Here is a 19,804-nt window from a genome sequence, read left to right on the forward strand (position 1 = left end):
GACACATCATGGCCCATTTTCGCAACAGCACGTTGGCGAGCGCTGTTCTCGTCGCCATAGCGGCTATGCCGCACGTGACGCAGGCGCAGGACCAACCATCCGCACAACTTACGCCAAGCACCATGAAGCGCATCGGCACGATTGACGAACGTTATCAGTCGTACAACGTCGAGATGCTTGAGGTCACCGGCGGCAAATTCTGGAAGTCGTACGAAGGCATTAAAAAGGCCGCCGCCTCCGGGGGTTCAGAGGGTGAAGCCCAAAGCGGGGATGCACCCGTTGGAATGGACCCCGGCCTTTACCAGTATCGCGCCCCGCTCGACCTTGCCAACAAGCGGCTGCGCGCCATGGCCCAGGCGCTTGCTCCAGCGTACATGCGGATTAGCGGCACTTGGGCGAACACCACCTATTTCGCCGACACGGACTCATCGCCGAAAGAACCGCCCCAGGGCTATGGTGGTGTGCTTACGCACCAGCAGTGGCTGGCGGGGATCGACTTCTCGCGTGCCGTCAACGCGCCCATTGTGACGTCAATGCCGACCAGCGAAGGCACCCGTGGGCCGGATGGCCTCTGGCAGCCTGACCAGGCCCGCCGCTGGCTCGCTTTTACCAAGGCACATGGCGGAACAGTTGCGGCGGTCGAATACATGAATGAGCCCACGCTGGCGGCCATGGGCGGCGCCCCCAAAGGTTACGACGCGGCGGCGTTCGGCCGTGACTACCGGGTGTTCAACGCGTTCATGCGCAAGGAATTTCCGGACACCAAGCTGCTCGCTCCGGGTTCGGTCGGCGAATCGTATGCCGATTGGGCCGTCGCGGTGGGCGGATACGGCGACCAGGCAACGCTGCCAGCCGCTGACCTGGCAGCCTCGACTACAGACGCCGATGCGTTTTCCTACCACCATTACGGGGGTGTATCGCAGCGCTGCAAGGATCAAGGCTTTCAGACCACTCCCGAGCAGGCACTTTCCGAGGAATGGCTGGGCCGCACTGACCAGACGCTCGCCTACTACCGCGATGTGCGCGACAAGAGCATGCCCGGCAAGCCGTTCTGGAACACAGAGACGGCGGACACGGCCTGCGGCGGCAACCCGTGGGCCAGCACGTTCCTGGACACCTTCCGCTACCTCGATCAGCTCGGCCGTCTTGCTCGTCAAGAGGTTGACGTAGTTTTCCATAACACACTGGTTGCCAGCGACTACGGGCTTCTGGACGAAAACACCTTCGAGCCCAAGCCCAACTATTGGGGCGCGTTGCTGTGGCGTCGCCTGATGGGGACAACGGTCCTTGACACAGGGGTTGCCAACCGCGCCGGCCTGCACGTTTATGCACATTGCCTGCGCGGCGTGCCCGGCGGTGTGGCGATGCTGGCTCTCAATACCGATCAGAAAAAGAGCACTTCGCTGATCCTCCCGGCCGCAGCAACCCGTTACACGCTGGCGTCTGCGAGCCCTACGGATAAGACCGTCTCGCTGAATGGTACGCCACTGCAACTGGGCGCCAACGATGCCCTTCCAGCCATGGAAGGCGTAGCAGCCGCCAGCGGGGAATTCACCCTGCATCCTGCCAGCATTACGTTTCTCAGCATCCCCACTGCCAACAACGCCGCCTGCCAGTGAGCGCGACTGCCAAGCGAAGATGAGCTGAGCCCAGTGCATTCAACTAGGCCACCCCGCGCCATCGGCTGAAAAAACCGGTCATTTCGTCAGCGACGATGACCGGCCCCGATGCGCGACACACGCACTGCAATTTAACGCTCGTGCGAGTAACCACTTTCCCACTTCCAAGGTACTCAACATGACTCCACGTACATTTTTGATTACGGGCGCCAGCAAGGGTATCGGTCGCGCGCTCGCGCAGATGTTGGCCACCGCTGGACATAAGGTGGTGGGTATTGCCCGTCACGCCGATGACCCAAGCTTTCCAGGCGTACTGGTCCCTGTGGATCTGGGAGACCGGGTACAGACAGAGCATGCGCTGAAAGAGCTGATACAAAAATATGCATTCGATGGCTTGGTCAACAACGTTGGATTGGCGCGCGTGCAACCTCTCGGCGAGGTTGACCTGGACGATTTCGACGCAGTAATACGGGTGAATCTGCACTCGGCCTTGCAAGCGACCCAAGCCGTTTTTCCCGGGATGCGCGAGCGGGGTTGGGGCAGAATCATCAACATCTCTAGCCTGACGGTATTGGGGATCGCCCACCGTAGCTCTTATGCCGCAGCCAAGGCAGCTTTAATCAGTTTCACTCGAACATGGGCGTTAGAACTGGCCTCTACGGGCATTACCGTCAACGCGGTCGCGCCGGGCCCGACAGAGACCGAACTCTTTCGCGAAAACAATGCGCCCGGCAGCGAAGGCGAGCAGCGTTATATGTCTGGGGTGCCAATGGGCCGCTTCGGTCAGCCGGAAGAAATTGCTTCGGCGATTGCATTCCTGATGTCCGAGCAAAGCAGCTACATCACCGGCCAGACACTCTTCGTTGACGGCGGTGCATCGATCGGCAAGGCAGCGTTCTAGGTCATGAACCCCGTTTGCGGATGGGCGGGACTGCAATCAAAAAAGCTACACAAGAAGAGGTAGACCATGCTCCAGTTCAGCAAGAACGTTCTGACCAGTGCTGCCCCTGATGACCCAGGCGCAGGAGGGTACGGCTGAACGACTGGCCCCGAGCACCATGAAAGCGGTCGGTACGGTCGATGAGCGCTATCAGTCGTACAACGTCGAGATGTTCGAGGTCACAGGCGGCAAATTCTGGAAACCGTATAACGAAATCGCCGCGGCTTCCGAAGGCGGCGCAGCACCGGCCGGCGATACGCCGGCTGGAATGGATCCTGGCCTCTAGCGATATCGTGCGCCGCTCGACCTTGCCAATAAACACTTGCGCGCGATGGCTCAAGCGCTCGCGCCCGCCTACATGCGGATCAGCGGCACTTGGGCCAACACGACCTATTTCGCCGACACCGACACACCGCCCAAGGATCCGCCCGAGGGCTACGGTGGTGTGCTGACGCGCCAGCAGTGGCTGGCCAGGATTGAGTTCTCGCAAGCGGTCAACGCGCCTATCGTCACGTCGATGCCGATCGGCATGGGCACGCACTTTCATGCAGACCTGCAAACCCACCTGATCAACGCCTGAAAAAAACTCGTGGGCGATGGTGTGACAAGAGATCAGATGATGAAATCAGACGGACGAGCCCGTCGCTTTGGGCTCGTCACTTTTTAGTCTTTTAGTTTTTGACTGAAGAGCTCTCCAGCGCCGACTGCTCCCAACCTCCTCCCAAGGCCTTGTACAGCTGCACTTGGCTATCGAGTTGCAACAGACGATCGCTGAGCAGTTTTTGCCGCGAAGACAGCAGCTGACGCTGCGCATCCAGCAGTGTCAGGTAGTTATCCACCCCTTCGTCATAACGCTGCTGCGCCATGTCGAAGTATTCCTGGCTGGCTTGTACCAGATCGCTCTGGGCTTGCAGCTGTTCGCCGTAAGTGCCTTTTGCGGCCAGGCCATCGGCGACTTCCTGGAAGGCGGTCTGAATGCTTTTCTCGTACTGCGCTACACCAATGTCCTTCTGGATAGTTGCGTAGTCCAGATTGGCCCGCAGGCGTCCGCCGTTGAAGATCGGGACGTTGATTTGCGGGACAAAGCTCCAGCTACCTTGGCCACCTTTTAGCAAGTCGCCTAACTGACTGCTCGCCGAGCCTGCAGTCGCGGTCAGGCTGATGCTCGGGAAGAACGCAGCCCGGGCGGCACCAATGTTGGCATTGGCCGCCAACAAGCGATGCTCGGCCTCCTGAATATCCGGACGCTTTTGCAACAGGTCAGAAGGCAAGCCCGCGGGAATATCCCTCAACAAGTCCGCGTTAAGCGCCAAGCCATTGACCTGATCGCTCGGAATATTCGCACCCAGCAGCAGCTGCAAGGCGTTGGCATCCTGGGCGACCTGGCGGGTGTAGAGGATCTTCTGCGCTCGCGCACTGTCGACCAGGGTTCTCGCCTGACGTACATCCAGTGCCGAAGAGGTGCCTTCGCGCTGGGACGATTCAATCATTCCCAAGCTTTTGGTGTAACTGGCCAGGGTATTCGCAGTGACCTCAAGCAGCCCCTGATCGGTCCGCCAGGTCAGATAGGCACTGGCCACATCGGCAATCAAGCCAATGCGGATGCTGTTCTGTGCCTGCTCGGTGGCCAGGTAGGTTTCCAACGCTGCGCTGCTCAAGCTGCGCACGCGGCCGAAGACGTCCAGCTCGTAAGAACTGATGCCGACGTCCAGACCATACTGGCTCTGAATGCCGGACTGGCCGGTGGTCGCTAAATCAGCCGGCAGCCGCTGGCGGCTCCCACTGGCATTCGCATCAATGCTGGGAAACAGCTCCGAACGCTGGATGCGGTACTGCGCCCGGTACGCTTGAACGTTCAAGGCGGCCACCCGCAGATCGCGATTGTTATCCAAAGCCAGACCAATCAACTGCTGCATCTTGGGATCACGGAAGAAGTCCTTCCAAAGCAACGATGTCGCCGCAGTATCTGTTTCTGCGCGATACGCCGGGCCTTGCGGCCAGGCGCTGTCAATCGGCGCCTGAGGCTGGCTGAACTCAGGAATCAGCGAGCAGCCTTGCAGCCCCAGAGCCAAGGCTACAGCCAGCGCGAGGTGGTTAAGCTTCATGCCTCTTCTCCTGCCTGCACGGGGGCAGCTTTTACTTTCTTGGTGAACAGACCCGTAACAACCACATAGAACAATGGCACGAAGAAGATCGCCAGGAAGGTCGCGGCCAATGTACCGCCAACCACACCAGTGCCTATGGAGTGTTGACTGCCACTGCTAGCTCCTACAGCCATTGCCAGCGGCAGCACACCCATGACGAACGCGATGGAGGTCATGATGATCGGACGCAAGCGCAAGCGAGCGGCTTCGGCAGCGGCCTGGACCAAGGTTCGGCCCTGATGTTGATACAGGTCCTTGGCGAACTCGACGATGAGAATGGCGTTCTTCGCCGCCAGGCCCATGGTGGTCAACATCCCCACCTGGAAAAACACGTCGTTGGAAAGCCCACGCATCAAGGTCGCCAGGACCGCACCTAGGACACCCAGAGGGATCACCAAGAGGACGGCAACTGGAATGGACCAGCTTTCATACAGAGCTGCGAGGCACAGGAAGACCATCATCAGCGACAGGATGTACAGCGCAGGTCCTTGCGAGCCTGCTTGTTTTTCCTCGTAGGACAAGCCAGTCACCGCCATGCCGATGCCGCTGGGCAGTTGTGCCGTAATACGCTCCACTGCAGCCATGGCGTCGCCCGTACTGTAACCAGGCGCTGGGGTACCGAGTAATTCAATTGCCGGGATACCGTTGAAACGCTCCAGCTTCGGCGAACCGAAGATCCACTTGCCGGTGGCGAATGCCGAGAACGGCACCATGGCGCCAGCAGCGTTGCGTACATACCACTTGTCAAAGTCTTCGGGCGAAATCCGTGAATCCTGATTGCCCTGCACATACACCTTTTTGACCCGACCCTGGTCGATGAAGTCATTGATGTAGGCCGAGCCCCACGCCACTGACATGGTCTGGTTGATGTCAGCGATGGACACCCGCAAAGCGCGCGCCTTCTCATCATTGATGCTGACCTGGTATTGCGCCTCGTCATTCATGCCGTTCGGGCGTGTCAGCGCTAGCACCGGCTCTTGGGCTGCCAGCGCCAGGAACTGATCGCGGGCCGCCACCAAACCATCGTGGCCAACACCCGCGTTATCCTGCAGGAAAATATCGAAACCGGTGGCATTACCCATTTCCATAATGGCCGGCGGCACAATCGCGATGACGGTCGCATCCTTGATCGTGGCAAATTTAGCGTTAAGCCGATCAGCCACTTTAAACACCGTACTCTCTGCTGACTCACGGTTTTCAAATGGCTTCAAACTGACGAAGACCAGCGCGGAGCTCTGGCCACGGCCGGCAAAGTTAAAACCGTTAACCGTAAAGGCCGTAGCGACGCTTTCGTCCTCGCCTTCGAGGATAAAGTCACGTACTTGGGTCAGAACCGCTTCAGTGCGCTCGGCACTGGCGTTTTGCGGCAGTTGAATCTGCACAAACATGGTGCCCTGGTCTTCATCCGGCAGAAACGCCGTCGGGATACGCAAAAACAGCACAGCCACTACTGCGATCAGTGCCAGATAGATGAACATGAACCTCCAGCGACGGGCCAGAATGCCTTTTACGCCTCGCTCATAACGCAGGGTGTTCTTGTCAAAGCTGCGGTTGAACCAGCCGAAGAAACCCTTCTTCTCATGCTGCCCCGGCTTGTGCGGCTTGAGCATCGTGGCGCACAGGGCCGGCGTGAAGACCAGGGCGATCAACACCGAGAAACTCATGGCCGAAATGATGGTAATCGCGAACTGGCGGTAAATGATTCCCGCCGAACCACTGAAAAACGCCATCGGCAGAAACACCGCGGAAATGACCAGGCCGATGCCAACCAGCGCACCAGAGATCTGGTCCATTGACTTGCGTGTCGCCTCCTTGGGAGACAAGCCTTCCTCGGCCATCAGCCGCTCGACGTTCTCCACCACCACAATGGCATCGTCCACCAGCAACCCGATGGCCAATACCATGGCAAACATGGTCATCACGTTGATGGTAAAACCACAGGCCAACAGCACGCCAAATGTGGCTAACAACACCACTGGAACAGCCATTGCCGGGATCAGCGTCGCCCGTATGTTCTGCATGAACAAGAACATTACCAGAAACACCAGCACAATCGCTTCAATCAAGGTATGGACGACCGACTCGATCGAAGCGGAGACCACGGGTGAAGTGTCGTAAGGGAAATATACTTCGACCCCTTCGGGCAGGTAAGGCTTGAGCGCTTCAATCGTCTCCTTGACCTGGGCGACGGTATCGAGCAAGTTGGCTCCCGAGGCCAAGCGCAGAGCCAGGCCCGCCGCTGGTTTGCCGTTGAACTCGCTGGAGATCGAGAAGTTTTCGCTGCCGATGGCCACCTCGGCAACATCCTTGAGCCGGACCTGCGAGCCGTCCGGGTTTACTTTGACGAGGATATCGTTGAACTCTTCGACACTGCGCATCCGCGTCTTGCCGATGACGGTGGCGTTGAGCTGAACCCCTTTACGCGCGGGTAAGCCGCCGAGCATGCCAGCTGAGACCTGGACGTTTTCGGCCGCAACAACGTCCATGACATCCTGGGGAACCAACTGGTAGCTGTTCAGCTTGCCGGGGTCCAGCCAGATGCGCATGGCGTTCTGTGCGCCCAGCACCATGAAGTCGCCAACGCCTTTGGTTCGGGAGATGGGATCCTGCAACTGGGAAACGATCAGGTTGCCCATGTCGAAGTTGGACATGCGGCCATCAGTGGATACCAACGCCACGATCAACATGAAGTTGATCTGGTATTTCACCACGCGAATACCTTGGCGCTGAACTTCTTCCGGCAGCATAGGCGTGGCCAACTGCAGCTTGTTTTGTACTTGGACCTGGGCAATGTCCACGTCTGTGCCCTGATCGAAGGTCACGATGATTTGCATACTGCCGTCGGTGTTGCTGTTTGACGATATGTATCGCAAGCCATCCAATCCGTTGAGCTGTTGCTCAATAACCTGCACCACGGTGTCTTGCACCGTCTGTGCAGAGGCACCCGGGTAGGTCACGCTGATTTGTACCGCGGGCGGCGCAATGTTGGGGTATTGGTTTATGGGCAGCGCAAAAATGGCTAACGCACCGCCGAGCATGATCACCAAGGCGATCACCCAGGCGAAAATGGGCCGATCAATAAAAAAACGTGACATGGTAAATAGGCTTCCTTAATGGGCGTCGGCGGTGAAATCAGTCACCAAATCAACATTGCTGGCTTTAGTCGGCTTTACCTGAGTCCCTGGCTTCAACCGCTGCAAGCCCTCGGTAACAACTTGTTCGCCAGCCTCAATCCCTTTACCGACCAGCCATGCATTACCCACCGTCCGCAACGTTTGCAAGTCACGGAGTTCAACGGTGTCATCGGCCTTGAGCACCCATGCCGTGGCGACGCCTCGGCTGTCGCGAATGATGGCTTGCTGCGGTACCAGCTTGGCGCCTTCTTTCACGCCTTCCTTGAGTTCCGCATGAACGAACATGCCTGGGAGCAATTTGTGATCCGGGTTGGGGAACACTGCTCGCAAGGTCACCGAACCGGTGCCCTGGTCGACACTCACCTCGGAGAATTTCAGGACACCGGGCAGCGGATAGGTGCTGCCATCGTCGAGACTCAAATTGACTTGAGCCTGATTTTCGCCGGCACTTTGCAAGCCGCCCGATGCCAATGCCCGTTGCAGCCCCAAAATGCGGGTGATGGGCTGGGTCACGTCGACAAAAATCGGATCAAGTTGGGTGACGGTGGCCAACTCCGTAGCCTGCCCATTGGTGACCAACGCACCTTCAGTAACCGCGGAGCGGCCAATCCGGCCGGACACCGGCGCCAGTACGCGGGTATACCGCACGTTGATCTCAGCCATCTGAACTTCAGCCTGCGCCTGCTTCCATGTCGCATAGGCGTCGTCGTATTGCTGACGGCTGACGGCGTTGGTCTTGAGCAATCGCTCGTAACGTTGAGCCAGTTTCTCGGCGGTCCCGAGGTTAGCCCTGGCCTTGGCCAGCTCAGCTTGATAGGAAGCAGGATCTATCTGGTAAAGCTGTTGACCCTGCTTGACCTCAGCCCCCTCTTCAAACAGCCGCTTCTGCACGATCCCGCTGACTTGCGGGCGCACTTGCGCGACTCGGAAGGCGGATGTACGGCCAGGGAGATCGGAGGTCAAGGTCAAGACCTCAGCCTTGACCGTATAAACACCCACGTCGACCGCAGGGTTCTCAACCGCTAGCGGTTGAGATTTACCGCATCCCGTCAACAAAACGGCGGTAAAGGGAAGGATATGTAAGGCACGCAAAGGCCATGAGCGGTTCACCGGGGATCTCCTAAAAGCTGAAAAAACATAATTTGATGTATCGCAATTCAGTCCAGTGTACCATTATGCAATCCAGAAGCGACAAGTGCTTTTCCCAGTTCAGTTATTCGTTAGAGTTCTTGATTCGACTAGAATCGGACACCTGCTCCCCCGCAATGCTGCGGTGACAGGTCACGTCCAGCATCTCGATTCGGTGGGCTGTTTAATTGAAGAACACCGCGGGCAAGACGATAGAGAGAGAAATAATGAGTAGGGATTCAAATCCGGGCAGTAAGAACAGCGGCATTCAGGTGATTGCCAGAGCCGCGGCAGTGATGCGGTCGCTGGGTGACAATCCCAAGGGGCTTAGCCTTGCGGCGATAGCCCATATTGTCGAATTACCGCGCTCTACCGTTCAGAGGATCATCGCTGCGCTGGAAGACGAATACTTGGTCGAGTCGCTCGGTGTGCGAGGAGGCTTTCGTTTAGGGCCTGCGTTCGGCCAACTGATCAATCAAACGCAATCGGATATCATCTCGATGGTCCACCCCTTTATCTGCGAGCTTTCGCTGCTTGTGGGAGAGTCGGTCACTCTGGCGTCATTGATCGGCGACAAAATCTATGTCGTCGAACGGGTTGTTTCCGAACGAGAATTGCGAGTCGTCTTTCCAATCGGCATCCAACCGCCGTCGTATGCCACTAGCAGCGGTAAAGTACTGCTCGCCAGTCTTAACTTAGAAACAGCGGCAGCTTTACTACCGGAATCGCTAGAGAAGTTCACGCCCCAGACCCTGGATAAAGCCGCCTTGCTTGCGCAACTGGACACTATTCGTCTTAGCGGTATTGCCAAGGACCAAGAGGAGTACATCGAAGGTATCTGCTCAGTAGCGATATCAATCAATACCTATTTGGGGAACTATGCCATTTCCGTCGTCGCCCCAGCGTCTCGCACCCATCTGCGAGCTGATCGTTTTGAAACAGCCCTCGTTGAATGCAAACAAAACATAGAACGAATGATAGGCTCTCCTTCGTTGACAAGACCGGGAAACCCAAATGGCTAGGAAAACTGCTGAGGAGGCAGAGCGTACACGTCAGAAAATTTTGGCGTCGGGCGCGCAAGTATTCGCATTAAGCGGCTTTTCTTGCGCGACGTTAGAGATCATTGCGAAACAGGCTGGGCTGTCGCGAGGCGCTGTATATTGGCACTTCAAGGGCAAGGAAGAGTTGCTGCTGGCCGTATTGCAAGACATTACGCTACCTGTAGAACGTTTTTTTTCTGCTGGGATGAACCTGCAGCGCAATATTCAGCGTTTGTTCGTCGCCATCGAACAAACCTTAATAAAGGTTGAGTCACGTCTACTCTGCGAAATCCTGTTGAAAAGAAGTGAGAACATCGCAGGTGAAGCACCTATCACCGAAAGGCTGCATAAGGTCCAAGGAAATTTCACTTCTCAGATGCAATGTATGCTGGAAAGCGCGATAAACAAAGGCGAAGTGGACCCGTCACTGGATATCAACGTCACCTGCCGGCTGTTTCAGATGTGTTTAAGCGGTCTTTTCTTTGAATGTGTACAGGGTGTCCTCGACGTTCCGCGTCACATCAAGATGACACTCGATGTGATAAGCGATGTCCTTTTCAAACCACCGCTGCATCTTCTTAGCGTTTCGAACCGACGCACGGGATCACTACTGTCGTAACAAACGACAGAAACCACTCAACCCAGTTCGGGCGTAAACTCAAAGCCACCCAGAGCCATACTGGATTTCGTCAGGAATCGCCATTCGTGATCGCTCGCCTACGGTACGTGAGTGGGGGCAAAATTGGGGGCCTATTAAGATTTTTTCAAACTGAAACTACCGCCCTAGAGCCCAGTCAAAATGTTCTTTGGCTTGCCCGAGAGTCGTTAGTCGCCGTTTGGCAGGCCATTCATCTCATCACTATGAGCTGGAATACAAAGGTGAACCCGCTTCTCCTCAACATCGACAGGACGCCTAGAACCGCAACAGATCATACTCTTGTGCCTCCAGAGTCCTGCTGCGCCAGCCCCCTAGAATAGGCGTGAGCAAAAATACGTGCCTCGACTGATCCGTTCGGCAGGCACTTGATGAGAGCGGAAAAAACGTCAGTTCCCAGACCCAGCGTAACGTGTTCTAGGCGAACACACTCGCCCCCCAACGCCTGTATTGCCAACTCTATTTTAGTGTCATCGAGATGCCCGTGATGCCACTCGACAATCAGAAGATAGACTCCCCAAAGTCGCTTCCCCGCGCGCCCCTCTAAGGACCTGATGCTCGCCACAAAGGTTACGAGTCGAGTAATCGTTCGCAGGGCTTGATCTGGAGCATCTTTACTCATTCCAGCCTTCACAAACCACTGAATCATAACTGCTGCGATAGCAGTGTTGGATATCGGCTCCAGGGTGAGCATCAAACCAAGCAGCGCAGCAGCATGTCCCATGGTTTTCTGGAAGGGAAGCCGATAATCCCACACAGCAGAGACCAGCATTTTGAACTCAGGATCGCGGTCAAGAACCTGAACGCCTTGACTCACATGGCCATAATCGATGACGGGGACTCCGCTATCGCAGAAATCACTCATTTTTATTGGCGTCTTATCAGACAAAATCTTGAGATGACGCGTGCTCGCGCTCCGTTCTATGTCGAGGAAGCTTATTGGGCAAGCACAGGACGCGCCCTTCCCCCCGGCACTGTGGATTGATGGCATATGCGCTCTAGACGAACCATCAGAGAGCATTGTCGGCCGCCTCTCCATCAGCGGTATCCCAACTTACTCTGATGATGTGCTGGTATTGTGCCCCGAATGGCTGCACTACCTGGAATGGCGGCATGATCAGGGCAATTGGATGCACTACCTCGACAGGAACGGTGTCTGCGTCGCAGGACTTATCTGGTGGCGTGATGGTGCCCCTCAGGACGTAAACCAAGATCAGTTCTGGGGCGAAGGTGTCGCCCTCGTAGCAACACGAGTGGGACGGAGCGCGTTGGAGGGTGTTGCCGGCCCTCTGAACATTGGCGTCCACTCACGTAGATCTGCAGATGGTACGAGCCCCTCTGAGTCGCATGAGCCGAGTTGAGCAATAATGTTCGAACATCAGTTAGCGTAATCACCCGCAAGGCGCCCTAATCAGGTGCCTTTTGACGAGGGGGTCTATCAACAATGATTGGCGCCCAGTGAATTGCCCCCTGGTTTCGTAGAAGCCTCCAAGCCCAGTAAACCAATTACGCGGATGCAAATATTTGGTCGAACACAGCCGATCGGAGTCGCTGCTCTCGAGCGAGAGCGGATTAGCTTGTCCTTGATGAGCCATGCACCCACCCTCCAGATCCAATGAGGAGTTACACCGAAAGCCAGCAACTGCCATGCTGGAGTTCGTGAGAAATCGCCGCTCGCGAGCGCTCTCGCACCCTGTGTAACTGGGGGCAAAACTGGGGGCATCATTATTTTTTTATGACCTGAAACTACCGCCCTAGAGCCAAGTCAAAATGTTCTTTGGCGACCCTGAGAGTCTGTAGGTGTCGTCGGACAGGCTGTTATCTGATCATTTCTGCCTTTCCACCAACCATGGAGCTCCATTCACTTCCAGTTGTTGGGTCGGCCTCTTCAATTGCTTGATAACCGACCCAACCGGCGTTGTTAATCAAGATATCGGTTTGCTCTTGGGTGCTGCCTCAGCCTGACAATGCATATGCACATTGTTTAATACTAACGGCGACGCAAGTTGATACATGCGGCCTATCAAGCTGATGTTCAATCCAAATGATCCCTTGACGATTATTTATTCCAAGGCCCATCCGCAAACGTCCCCGCGGCATTCAGGCCTGCTCGACAGCGCTTGCACGTTTTTGGATCAAACCTACAACTTGGCGATGTTTATGCCTTAGTCGAGCGCCTGTTTACCGCTACCATTGCCGCACCCAGCCCACAGATCAGTTCAATGAAGGAACAGAAGAAATGATCGAAACCCGCCTGCTACGCCAATTCATCGCCGTGGCTGAAGAGCTGAATTTCAACAAGGCGGCCATTCGCCTGCATATGGCCCAGCCCCCGTTGAGCCAGGCCATCAACCGGCTGGAAGACAAACTGGGGTTCAGTCTGTTCACGCGCAATAAACGCGGGGTCAAGCTGACCCCGGCTGGCGATGCATTCCTGAACACTGCCTACAGCACGTTGAAGGAGCTGGAGCTGGGCATCGAACACGCCCGCCAGGTGTCCCAGGGCATTGCCGGCAAACTCACGGTGACTGCGTTGTCGATCGCCTACTACGAGTCACTGCTCAGTACCTTGCGCCAGTTCCGCGAGTCCTACCCCAAAGTCCAGTTGATCATCAAGGAGATGCCTTCTTCCAGCCAGGCCAGGGCCATTGTGTCGGGAGAAGCGGATATTGCCTTCATGCGCAAGTTGCCGATCTCGGCGCAAAACGTCGAGTCACGCCTGCTGCTGGACGAAGAGATCGTGATGGCGCTGCCCGCCGATCACCCGAAGGCGAAGGAAGGTCGGATCGACTTGAGGGATTTCGCCGGGGAAGACTTCGTATTCACCCCCCAAGCCCTGGGCATCGGCTATCACAGTCAGTTGATCGCCTTGTGTGAAGCCGCCGGTTTTTACCCCAGGGTGGTGCAGGAGGCTGCGCAGATCCAGACCTTGATCGGCTTGGTGGCCTGCGGTTTCGGCGTTGCCCTGGTGCCTGAGTCGATTGCCGGCTCAATCATGCGCGACAAGGTCCTGTTCCGCCGGATCAACCCCGTGACCGCCTCCCCCAACCCGGCCATCGGCCTGTATATGAGCTGGAACACCGACAACCAATCACCGTTGATGGACAGCTTCATTTCCATGCTCGACTTCAACGCCGGTCCCCGGGTCGAGGGGATGCTGGCCGCCCGGGTCAGTTAGAGTGCCAGCCGGCTGGTCAAGCTCGCGACGCCAGTGCGCGGGATCAATAACCTGGCGGCCCGGCCGTCATCAACGGTGCAGATAATGGTTATGAACCGAGATTCACTTGCCCCCGTTAAAAAGCTCAAACAAACATTGCCGAGCCGACCGATAAAGCAAATTACTTTCACGTCTATTGGCAAGCGCCTGCAGCTGTCAGCGAGAAAAATCGATACTTGAGTAATCGACCTGTTATTCAGGATCGTGCCGCCCCGTGATACGCCAACCCGCCGAACATCACAACTAAACCAGCCATTCACCGCGGATCAATACTCGCGCCATCAAAAAGCAACCAAGTCCCGCCAATAGTATTAAACAGAGACTTTTAAAGTATTTCTCATCTCACTCTTGGCGCCGCACTATCCCCTCCACCTTTGCATTAACGGGTTGCGCCCCTCCCCCACAACCGAGTCTTTATGCCAGCCGTCATCTACATTTTTTCGCTCTGTACTTTTACCTTCGGCCTGTCCGAATTCGTTGTTGCCGGCCTGGTGTCGGCGATCTCGATGGACTTGCATGAGTCCATCTCCCAAGTTGGCTCAGCCATCGCCGCCTATGCCTTGGGCGCAGCCATCGGCGCCCCGATCATCACGGCCCTGTTGGCCAACTGGCGCGACAAAACCGTCTTGTTGCTGACCCTCGGCGTGCTTGCCGCCGGCAGCGTTGCCATCAGTCTGGCGCCCGATGTACTGACCTTGCATGGCGTACGTTTCATCATCGGCCTCGCGCATGGGGTATTCATGGCCGTGGCCTCCAACGCGGCGGTCAAACTGGTCGACCCGGTGCGCGCAGGGCGAGCGCTATCGCTGGTATGGATGGGCCTGACCCTTTCAATCGCCTTTGGCGTGCCTCTGGGCACCTTCTTCGGCAGCTACTGGTCATGGCGCATGGTGTTCCTGGCCATCAGCGGCCTGGGCCTGATCAGCACCCTGGGCCTGGTGCTGCTGATGCGCCAGCAACCCCATTCCTCGAGTCACCGCGCCACAGACCTGAAACAAAGCATAGCGGCCCTGTGGCACCGTGAACTGTTGGGGGCTGCCACGATCGCGATGCTGGTGAGCGTGGCGACTTTTTCATTCTTTACCTTCGTATCGCCGTTCCTGCTGAACATCACCCGTGTCCCGCCGCAGGTTCTGAGCCTGGCGATGCTGGTGTTCGGTATCTGCTCCATTCTCGGCAATTTGCTGGGAGGCTATCTCGTGGATGCCTTCGACGCCGATCGATGTTTGCTCGGCGGGTTGACGGCATTGATGCTTAATCTGTCGGGGTTGCACCTCTGGGGCGATTCGATGATCGCCACGTTAACGCTGGTGGGGCTATTGGGAGTGGTGTTCTTTGCCATAGTGACCCTGTCGACCCTGCGCATGCTGCGCCTGGCACACCACTACACTCCGCAGTCCAGTGCAGTGGCTTCAGGGCTTAATATTGCGTCGTTCAACCTCGGAACGGCGTTGGGAGGCATAGGTGCAGGCTGGGTGATTACCCATTTCGGGCTCGCCTATATCCCCATAGCAGGCGCCGCTGCAGCAGGTGTGGCCATCGGCGCACTTGCCCTGCAAATGAAAAGCAGGCCTCCAACTGCCGATGGACACGCGGTCTGACCTGACCTGCAGTTAATAGCCGAACAGCGACTTGCTCTCCAGGTATTCGTCAAACCCCGACTCGCCCCACTCACGGCCGTTACCCGACTGTTTGTAGCCGCCAAAAGGCGCGGCCTGGTCGGCCCGTGCGCCGTTGAGGTGGACCATGCCGGTGCGCAGTTGGCGGGCAACCTTGCGACTGCGCTCCAGGCTTGCCGAAGTGACGTAACCCGACAATCCATAGGGGCTGTCGTTTGCGATGGCGATGGCCTCGGCTTCGCTGTCGTACGGCATGATCGCCAGCACCGGGCCGAAGATTTCTTCACGGGCCACCAGCATGTCCGGGGTGACGTCGGCAAATATCGTCGGTTGCACGTAGTAGCCACGCTCAATCCCTGGCGGTCGCCCCGGCCCCCCGGCAATTAACCGCGACCCCTCGGCAATGGCCTGCGCGATCATGGCCTGTACCCGTTCGTATTGCATGGCGTTAGCCACCGGGCCTATGGCCGTGGCCGGGTTACTGTCGTCAAAGCACACCTGCGCCAGCACTTGCCGGGCGATCTCAATCACCGCCTGTTGTTGCACCCGAGGCACCAGCAAGCGCGTCGGCGCATTGCACGACTGGCCACTGTTGCGCATACAGCCCAACACCGCATGGCGCACCGCGCCTGGCAGGTCGGCATCGTCGAGCAGGATATTCGCGGATTTGCCGCCCAGCTCCTGGGACACACGTTTGACCGTATCGGCGGCCATTTTGGCCACAGCGATACCGGCGCGGGTCGAGCCGGTAAAGGACACCATATCCACGTCAACATGGCGGGCCAGTGCGGCTCCCACCCCAGGGCCGTCGCCGTGGACCAGGTTGAATACGCCTTTGGGCACGCCAGCCTCATGCAGTACCTGAGCGAGGATATGCGCCGACAACGGCGCGCGCTCACTCGGTTTGAGTACCAAGGTGCAGCCCACCGCCAGAGCGGGCGCGAGCTTGCAGGTGAGCTGGTTGAGCGGCCAGTTCCAGGGCGTGATCAGTGCACACACGCCGATTGGCTCTCGCACCACCAGTGAAGTGCCCAGGCGACGTTCGAAACGGTATCCGCGCAACACCTCCAGCGCCTGCACCAGATGGCCCAGGCCCGCCGGCACATGGGCATTGCGCGCCAGGGACAGCGGCGCGCCCATCTCCAGGTGCACCGCTTCGATTAAAGCCTCGCTGTGGCGCTTGTAGGCTTCGATGATGCTGTGCAGCAGTTCCATGCGCGCTTCAAGGGAACTGCCGGCGAATCCAGGAAACGCCTGGCGGGCCGCGCGGACTGCACGGTCCACATCCTGCCCGTTACCCAGGATGATGCGCGCGATCACCTGTTCGGTGGACGGGTTCACCACCGCTTCCACGCTTTCGCCGTGGGGTTTGACCCAGGCGCCGTCAATATAGAACTCAAACAGATCGGACATGTTGTCGACGCCCCTCAGGCCACCTGATTCAAAGCACCCGCCAAGGTGTCAAACACCTGGGCAATCTCCTGCGGGCTGATCACCAGCGGCGGCGAGATCACGATGGTGTCGCCCGAGCCGCGTACCAGCACGCCCTGTTCAAAGCACCACTGCGCAACCTCGCTGCCGCGTGCGCCGGCGGCACCGGGGCGTGGCTCAAGTTCGACGGCGCAGAGCAAGCCGATGGCGCGTACATCCAGTACCGGGCCAACGCCCTGCAGCGCCAGCGCAGCAGACTGCCAGAGGCCGCTGACCGCGTTAACGTGCTCGTTGATGCCCAATTCGCGGTGCACCTCGATGGTCGCCAGCCCGGCCGCACACGCCAGCGGATGCGCCGAATAGGTGTAGCCGTGCATCAGCTCGATGACGTTCGCCGGCCCGGCCATGAATGCTTCGTACACCGCACCGCTGACCAGCACGCCCCCCATAGGTACGGCGCCGTTGGTCAGACCTTTGGCCGTGGTGATCAGGTCCGGCGTCACGCCGAAGGCCTGGGCGGCAAAGCTGGCACCTACGCGGCCAAAGCCGGTAATCACTTCATCGAATATCAGCAGCACACCGTGGCGGGTGCAGATCTCGCGCAAGCGCTGCAAATAGCCCTGGGGCGGTGGATAGACGCCGCCCGAGCCTGTAACCGGTTCGACGATGACAGCGGCCACGGTGCTCGGGTCCTGGATATCCAGCAACTGAGTCAGTGCATCAGCGTAACTCTCGCCCTGTTGCGCGAGCCCCGCGCTGAAACGCATGCCCGCGTCGTAGGGCAGCGGCAGGTGTGACACCTCCCCCAGCAAAGGCCCAAAGTCACGCTTCTGGCGGCCGATACCCGACACCGAAAGGCCACCGAAACCCATACCGTGGTAGCCCTTGGCACGCCCGATAAACTTGGTGCGGCGGCTTTCGCCCCGGGCCTGGTGATAGCCCCGGGCGATCTTCAACGCGGTGTCTACGGCTTCGGAACCCGAGTTGGTGAAGAACACGTGCTCCATGCCTGCCGGGCTGATTTCGATCAGGCGCTCGGCCATCTCCAGGGCGTGGGGGTGACTCATCTTGAATGACGAGACAAAGTCCAGGCGCCCCGCGGCCTCGCGAATGGCTTCGACAATTTTTGCCTGGCCATGCCCGGCATTCACACACCACAGCCCGGCCATTGCATCCAGCACACGGCGGCCATCGCTGGTGGTGTAGTACATACCCTCGGCGCTGGTGAACATCATCGGTTGTTGCTGGAACTGGCGCATCGGGGTAAACGGCGCCCAGAACGCGCCGCTGGCAGTCTCTGGCTGTTTGCAAAAATCGTTCATGGTGACTCCTGAAATACTGTTGCGGGATGGCCAGTCAGCGTCGGGCGCTGTAACGGACCTGCGTTAACATTGACGCTGCGGTCCACAGACAAGGTGCCGTGCTCAAGCCGGCAGGTGACGCGGTCACAAAATGCCGTTTCGACAAATTGCCAGCTCATGCTCAGCGCCCCGTCTGCGGTCCAGACCGCTTGCGCCACTACCGGGGTCATGTCCGGCTGGTATTGGTGATGCAGATAGTGGCCGGTCATGCTGGTCCGGCTTTCGATGGCTTCGGTAAACCCGGCGCGGATGCAGTGGCTGCCGCGGGGGTCGGTGAGGTAGAAGTCGCAGTAGCCGTCACCGAACACCAGGCGCACCTGGCTGACCTGATCTTCATTGGCCTGCATCTCGAATGTGCCGCTGAACCCGGCCTGGCGCGACGAAGTCGATGCACCGGACAGAGACGGCCGCTGCTGGCGGGCCAAGAGTGCCGCCAGCTGCGGGTCAGCCGCGCTGTCGGCCGGCCCGTCCAGCGCAGGCAACAGATGCTCCCAGAGCAGGCTGTGCAAGCGCCGTTCGCCCAATGGCAGCCCGGCAGTAAATGCAATCACCGCGTTCTGCTGTGGCAACACAATGCACTGCTGGCCAAATACCCCGGAGGCGTAATAGCCACCGTGCAGGGTCATCCACCACTGATAGCCGTACCCCTCGCGACGAGTGATACCGGCGGCGCCGGACTCGTCGCGGCCCAGGTAGCGCTTGCCATCGAAGGCGCCCATCCACACATCCTCGACATGCCCGCGCGTGGCCTCGGCCACCCACTCGCGGGACAGCAGTTGCTGCCCTTCCCAGCTTCCTTGCTGCAAATGCAGTACACCGAACTTGAGCAAATCTTCGGTACTGCAACTCAAGCCATTACCGCCGGTGTTGTAACCGCCAGGCGCCAGATCCCACTCGATACGGCCCATGCCCATGGGCTCGAAGATACGTGCGTTGCACAGTTCAAAGGCGGTCTGGCCGCTGACGACACTGACAATGGCCGAGAGCATGAAACTCGACGCGCTGCTGTAGATGAAGCGCTGTCCTGGCGGCTCTTCGACCGGCTCGTTGAGGAACAGTTTGACCCAGCTTTCACTGCGCCCGCGCCAGGCCCCGCCGGAAATTCCCTGACGATGGCCGGTGCGCATGGTCAGCAAATCGCGCACGGTCATGGCCGCCAGGTGTTGGCTGATGGGGGTCGGGCATTGGCCGGGGAAAAAATCCACTACTTTGGCGTCCAGCGACAGCACGCCGTCATCCACCAACAGCCCGATGGCCATGGACACCCAGCTCTTGGTTGCCGAATGTTGAACGTGCAGCCGGTCTGCACGGTAAGGCGCCCAAAATGCTTCGGCCACCACCGCGCCGTCGCGATACAGCATGAAACTGTGCAACTCCAGGCCCGCAGCGTTCACCGCATCGATGAAATCACTCACGCCACGCGCCGACACGCGTTGTTGGCCGGGCAATGCCCGCCGCAACGGCAAACTCGTCATCTGATCTATCCCCTCATTCCACTGCTTGGGCGTGCGCCAGG

At 58.3% G+C, this 19,804-nt stretch carries 15 protein-coding genes; 8 read left to right on the top strand and 7 right to left on the bottom strand.

All coding sequences use genetic code 11. The features are described from left to right. Nucleotides 1-8 precede the first annotated feature (8 nt). From WG29040_RS02250 to WG29040_RS02265, 4 genes are all read left to right on the top strand, one after another. Entirely contained in the window at nucleotides 9-1,619 is a 1,611-nt protein-coding gene (locus WG29040_RS02250) for a hypothetical protein (protein ID WP_218565503.1), read from the top strand. Between the two features lie 178 nt (nucleotides 1,620-1,797). Then, nucleotides 1,798-2,520, top strand: coding sequence for an SDR family oxidoreductase (locus WG29040_RS02255; protein WP_127195578.1), 723 nt, complete (start codon nucleotides 1,798-1,800; stop codon nucleotides 2,518-2,520). Nucleotides 2,521-2,629: 109 nt separating this feature from the next. Beyond that, nucleotides 2,630-2,845 (top strand): hypothetical protein, encoded by a 216-nt coding sequence (locus tag WG29040_RS02260; RefSeq protein ID WP_127195579.1) that lies wholly within the window; start codon nucleotides 2,630-2,632, stop codon nucleotides 2,843-2,845. A gap of 45 nt (nucleotides 2,846-2,890) precedes the next feature. Then, nucleotides 2,891-3,139: a hypothetical protein gene (locus WG29040_RS02265; protein ID WP_127195580.1), complete on the top strand. Its 249-nt coding sequence runs from the start codon at nucleotides 2,891-2,893 to the stop codon at nucleotides 3,137-3,139. 91 nt (nucleotides 3,140-3,230) lie between these two features. Here the strand turns inward: WG29040_RS02265 and WG29040_RS02270 are convergent, their stop codons facing one another. The 3 genes from WG29040_RS02270 to WG29040_RS02280 are packed head-to-tail and all read right to left on the bottom strand — an operon-like array spanning nucleotide 3,231 to nucleotide 8,947. Further along, nucleotides 3,231-4,664: an efflux transporter outer membrane subunit gene (locus WG29040_RS02270; protein ID WP_127195581.1), complete on the bottom strand. Its 1,434-nt coding sequence runs from the start codon at nucleotides 4,662-4,664 to the stop codon at nucleotides 3,231-3,233. After that, nucleotides 4,661-7,798 (bottom strand): efflux RND transporter permease subunit, encoded by a 3,138-nt coding sequence (locus WG29040_RS02275; protein WP_127195582.1) that lies wholly within the window; start codon nucleotides 7,796-7,798, stop codon nucleotides 4,661-4,663. The genes WG29040_RS02270 and WG29040_RS02275 overlap by 4 nt, the downstream gene beginning before the upstream one ends. A 15-nt stretch (nucleotides 7,799-7,813) precedes the next feature. Continuing rightward, nucleotides 7,814-8,947: an efflux RND transporter periplasmic adaptor subunit gene (locus tag WG29040_RS02280; RefSeq protein ID WP_133309070.1), complete on the bottom strand. Its 1,134-nt coding sequence runs from the start codon at nucleotides 8,945-8,947 to the stop codon at nucleotides 7,814-7,816. Nucleotides 8,948-9,192: 245 nt separating this feature from the next. Between WG29040_RS02280 and WG29040_RS02285 the strand changes: the two genes are divergently transcribed. Both WG29040_RS02285 and WG29040_RS02290 read left to right on the top strand, forming a co-directional pair. Beyond that, complete coding sequence (locus WG29040_RS02285; protein WP_127195583.1) at nucleotides 9,193-9,987, top strand: IclR family transcriptional regulator; 795 nt, start codon at nucleotides 9,193-9,195, stop codon at nucleotides 9,985-9,987. Beyond that, nucleotides 9,980-10,624, top strand: a complete 645-nt coding sequence (locus tag WG29040_RS02290) for a TetR family transcriptional regulator (protein ID WP_127195584.1) — start codon at nucleotides 9,980-9,982, stop codon at nucleotides 10,622-10,624. The genes WG29040_RS02285 and WG29040_RS02290 overlap by 8 nt, the downstream gene beginning before the upstream one ends. 310 nt (nucleotides 10,625-10,934) lie before the next feature. On the opposite strand, the gene WG29040_RS02295 is transcribed toward WG29040_RS02290, so the two are convergent. After that, the gene (locus WG29040_RS02295) at nucleotides 10,935-11,525 is read right to left on the bottom strand and encodes a hypothetical protein (protein WP_127195585.1); all 591 of its coding nucleotides are present in this window, start codon (nucleotides 11,523-11,525) and stop codon (nucleotides 10,935-10,937) included. Nucleotides 11,526-12,899: 1,374 nt separating this feature from the next. Between WG29040_RS02295 and WG29040_RS02300 the strand changes: the two genes are divergently transcribed. Next, nucleotides 12,900-13,838 carry a LysR family transcriptional regulator gene (locus WG29040_RS02300; RefSeq protein WP_003445310.1) on the top strand — a complete coding sequence of 313 codons (939 nt, stop codon included), beginning with the start codon at nucleotides 12,900-12,902 and terminating at the stop codon, nucleotides 13,836-13,838. A gap of 455 nt (nucleotides 13,839-14,293) precedes the next feature. Then, nucleotides 14,294-15,478: an MFS transporter gene (locus WG29040_RS02305; RefSeq protein WP_127195586.1), complete on the top strand. Its 1,185-nt coding sequence runs from the start codon at nucleotides 14,294-14,296 to the stop codon at nucleotides 15,476-15,478. Nucleotides 15,479-15,490: 12 nt separating this feature from the next. On the opposite strand, the gene WG29040_RS02310 is transcribed toward WG29040_RS02305, so the two are convergent. The 3 genes from WG29040_RS02310 to WG29040_RS02320 are packed head-to-tail and all read right to left on the bottom strand — an operon-like array spanning nucleotide 15,491 to nucleotide 19,763. Further along, nucleotides 15,491-16,909: an aldehyde dehydrogenase family protein gene (locus WG29040_RS02310; protein ID WP_127195587.1), complete on the bottom strand. Its 1,419-nt coding sequence runs from the start codon at nucleotides 16,907-16,909 to the stop codon at nucleotides 15,491-15,493. A gap of 14 nt (nucleotides 16,910-16,923) precedes the next feature. Continuing rightward, nucleotides 16,924-18,249, bottom strand: a complete 1,326-nt coding sequence (locus tag WG29040_RS02315; protein WP_010656585.1) for an aminotransferase class III-fold pyridoxal phosphate-dependent enzyme — start codon at nucleotides 18,247-18,249, stop codon at nucleotides 16,924-16,926. After that, nucleotides 18,246-19,763, bottom strand: a complete 1,518-nt coding sequence (locus tag WG29040_RS02320) for a serine hydrolase (RefSeq protein ID WP_127195588.1) — start codon at nucleotides 19,761-19,763, stop codon at nucleotides 18,246-18,248. Before WG29040_RS02320 ends, WG29040_RS02315 begins: the two co-directional genes overlap by 4 nt. Nucleotides 19,764-19,804 lie beyond the last annotated feature (41 nt).

Origin of the sequence: Pseudomonas sp. PAMC 29040 (genome assembly GCF_003994535.1) — a bacterium.
GTDB lineage: Bacteria > Pseudomonadota > Gammaproteobacteria > Pseudomonadales > Pseudomonadaceae > Aquipseudomonas > Aquipseudomonas paraversuta.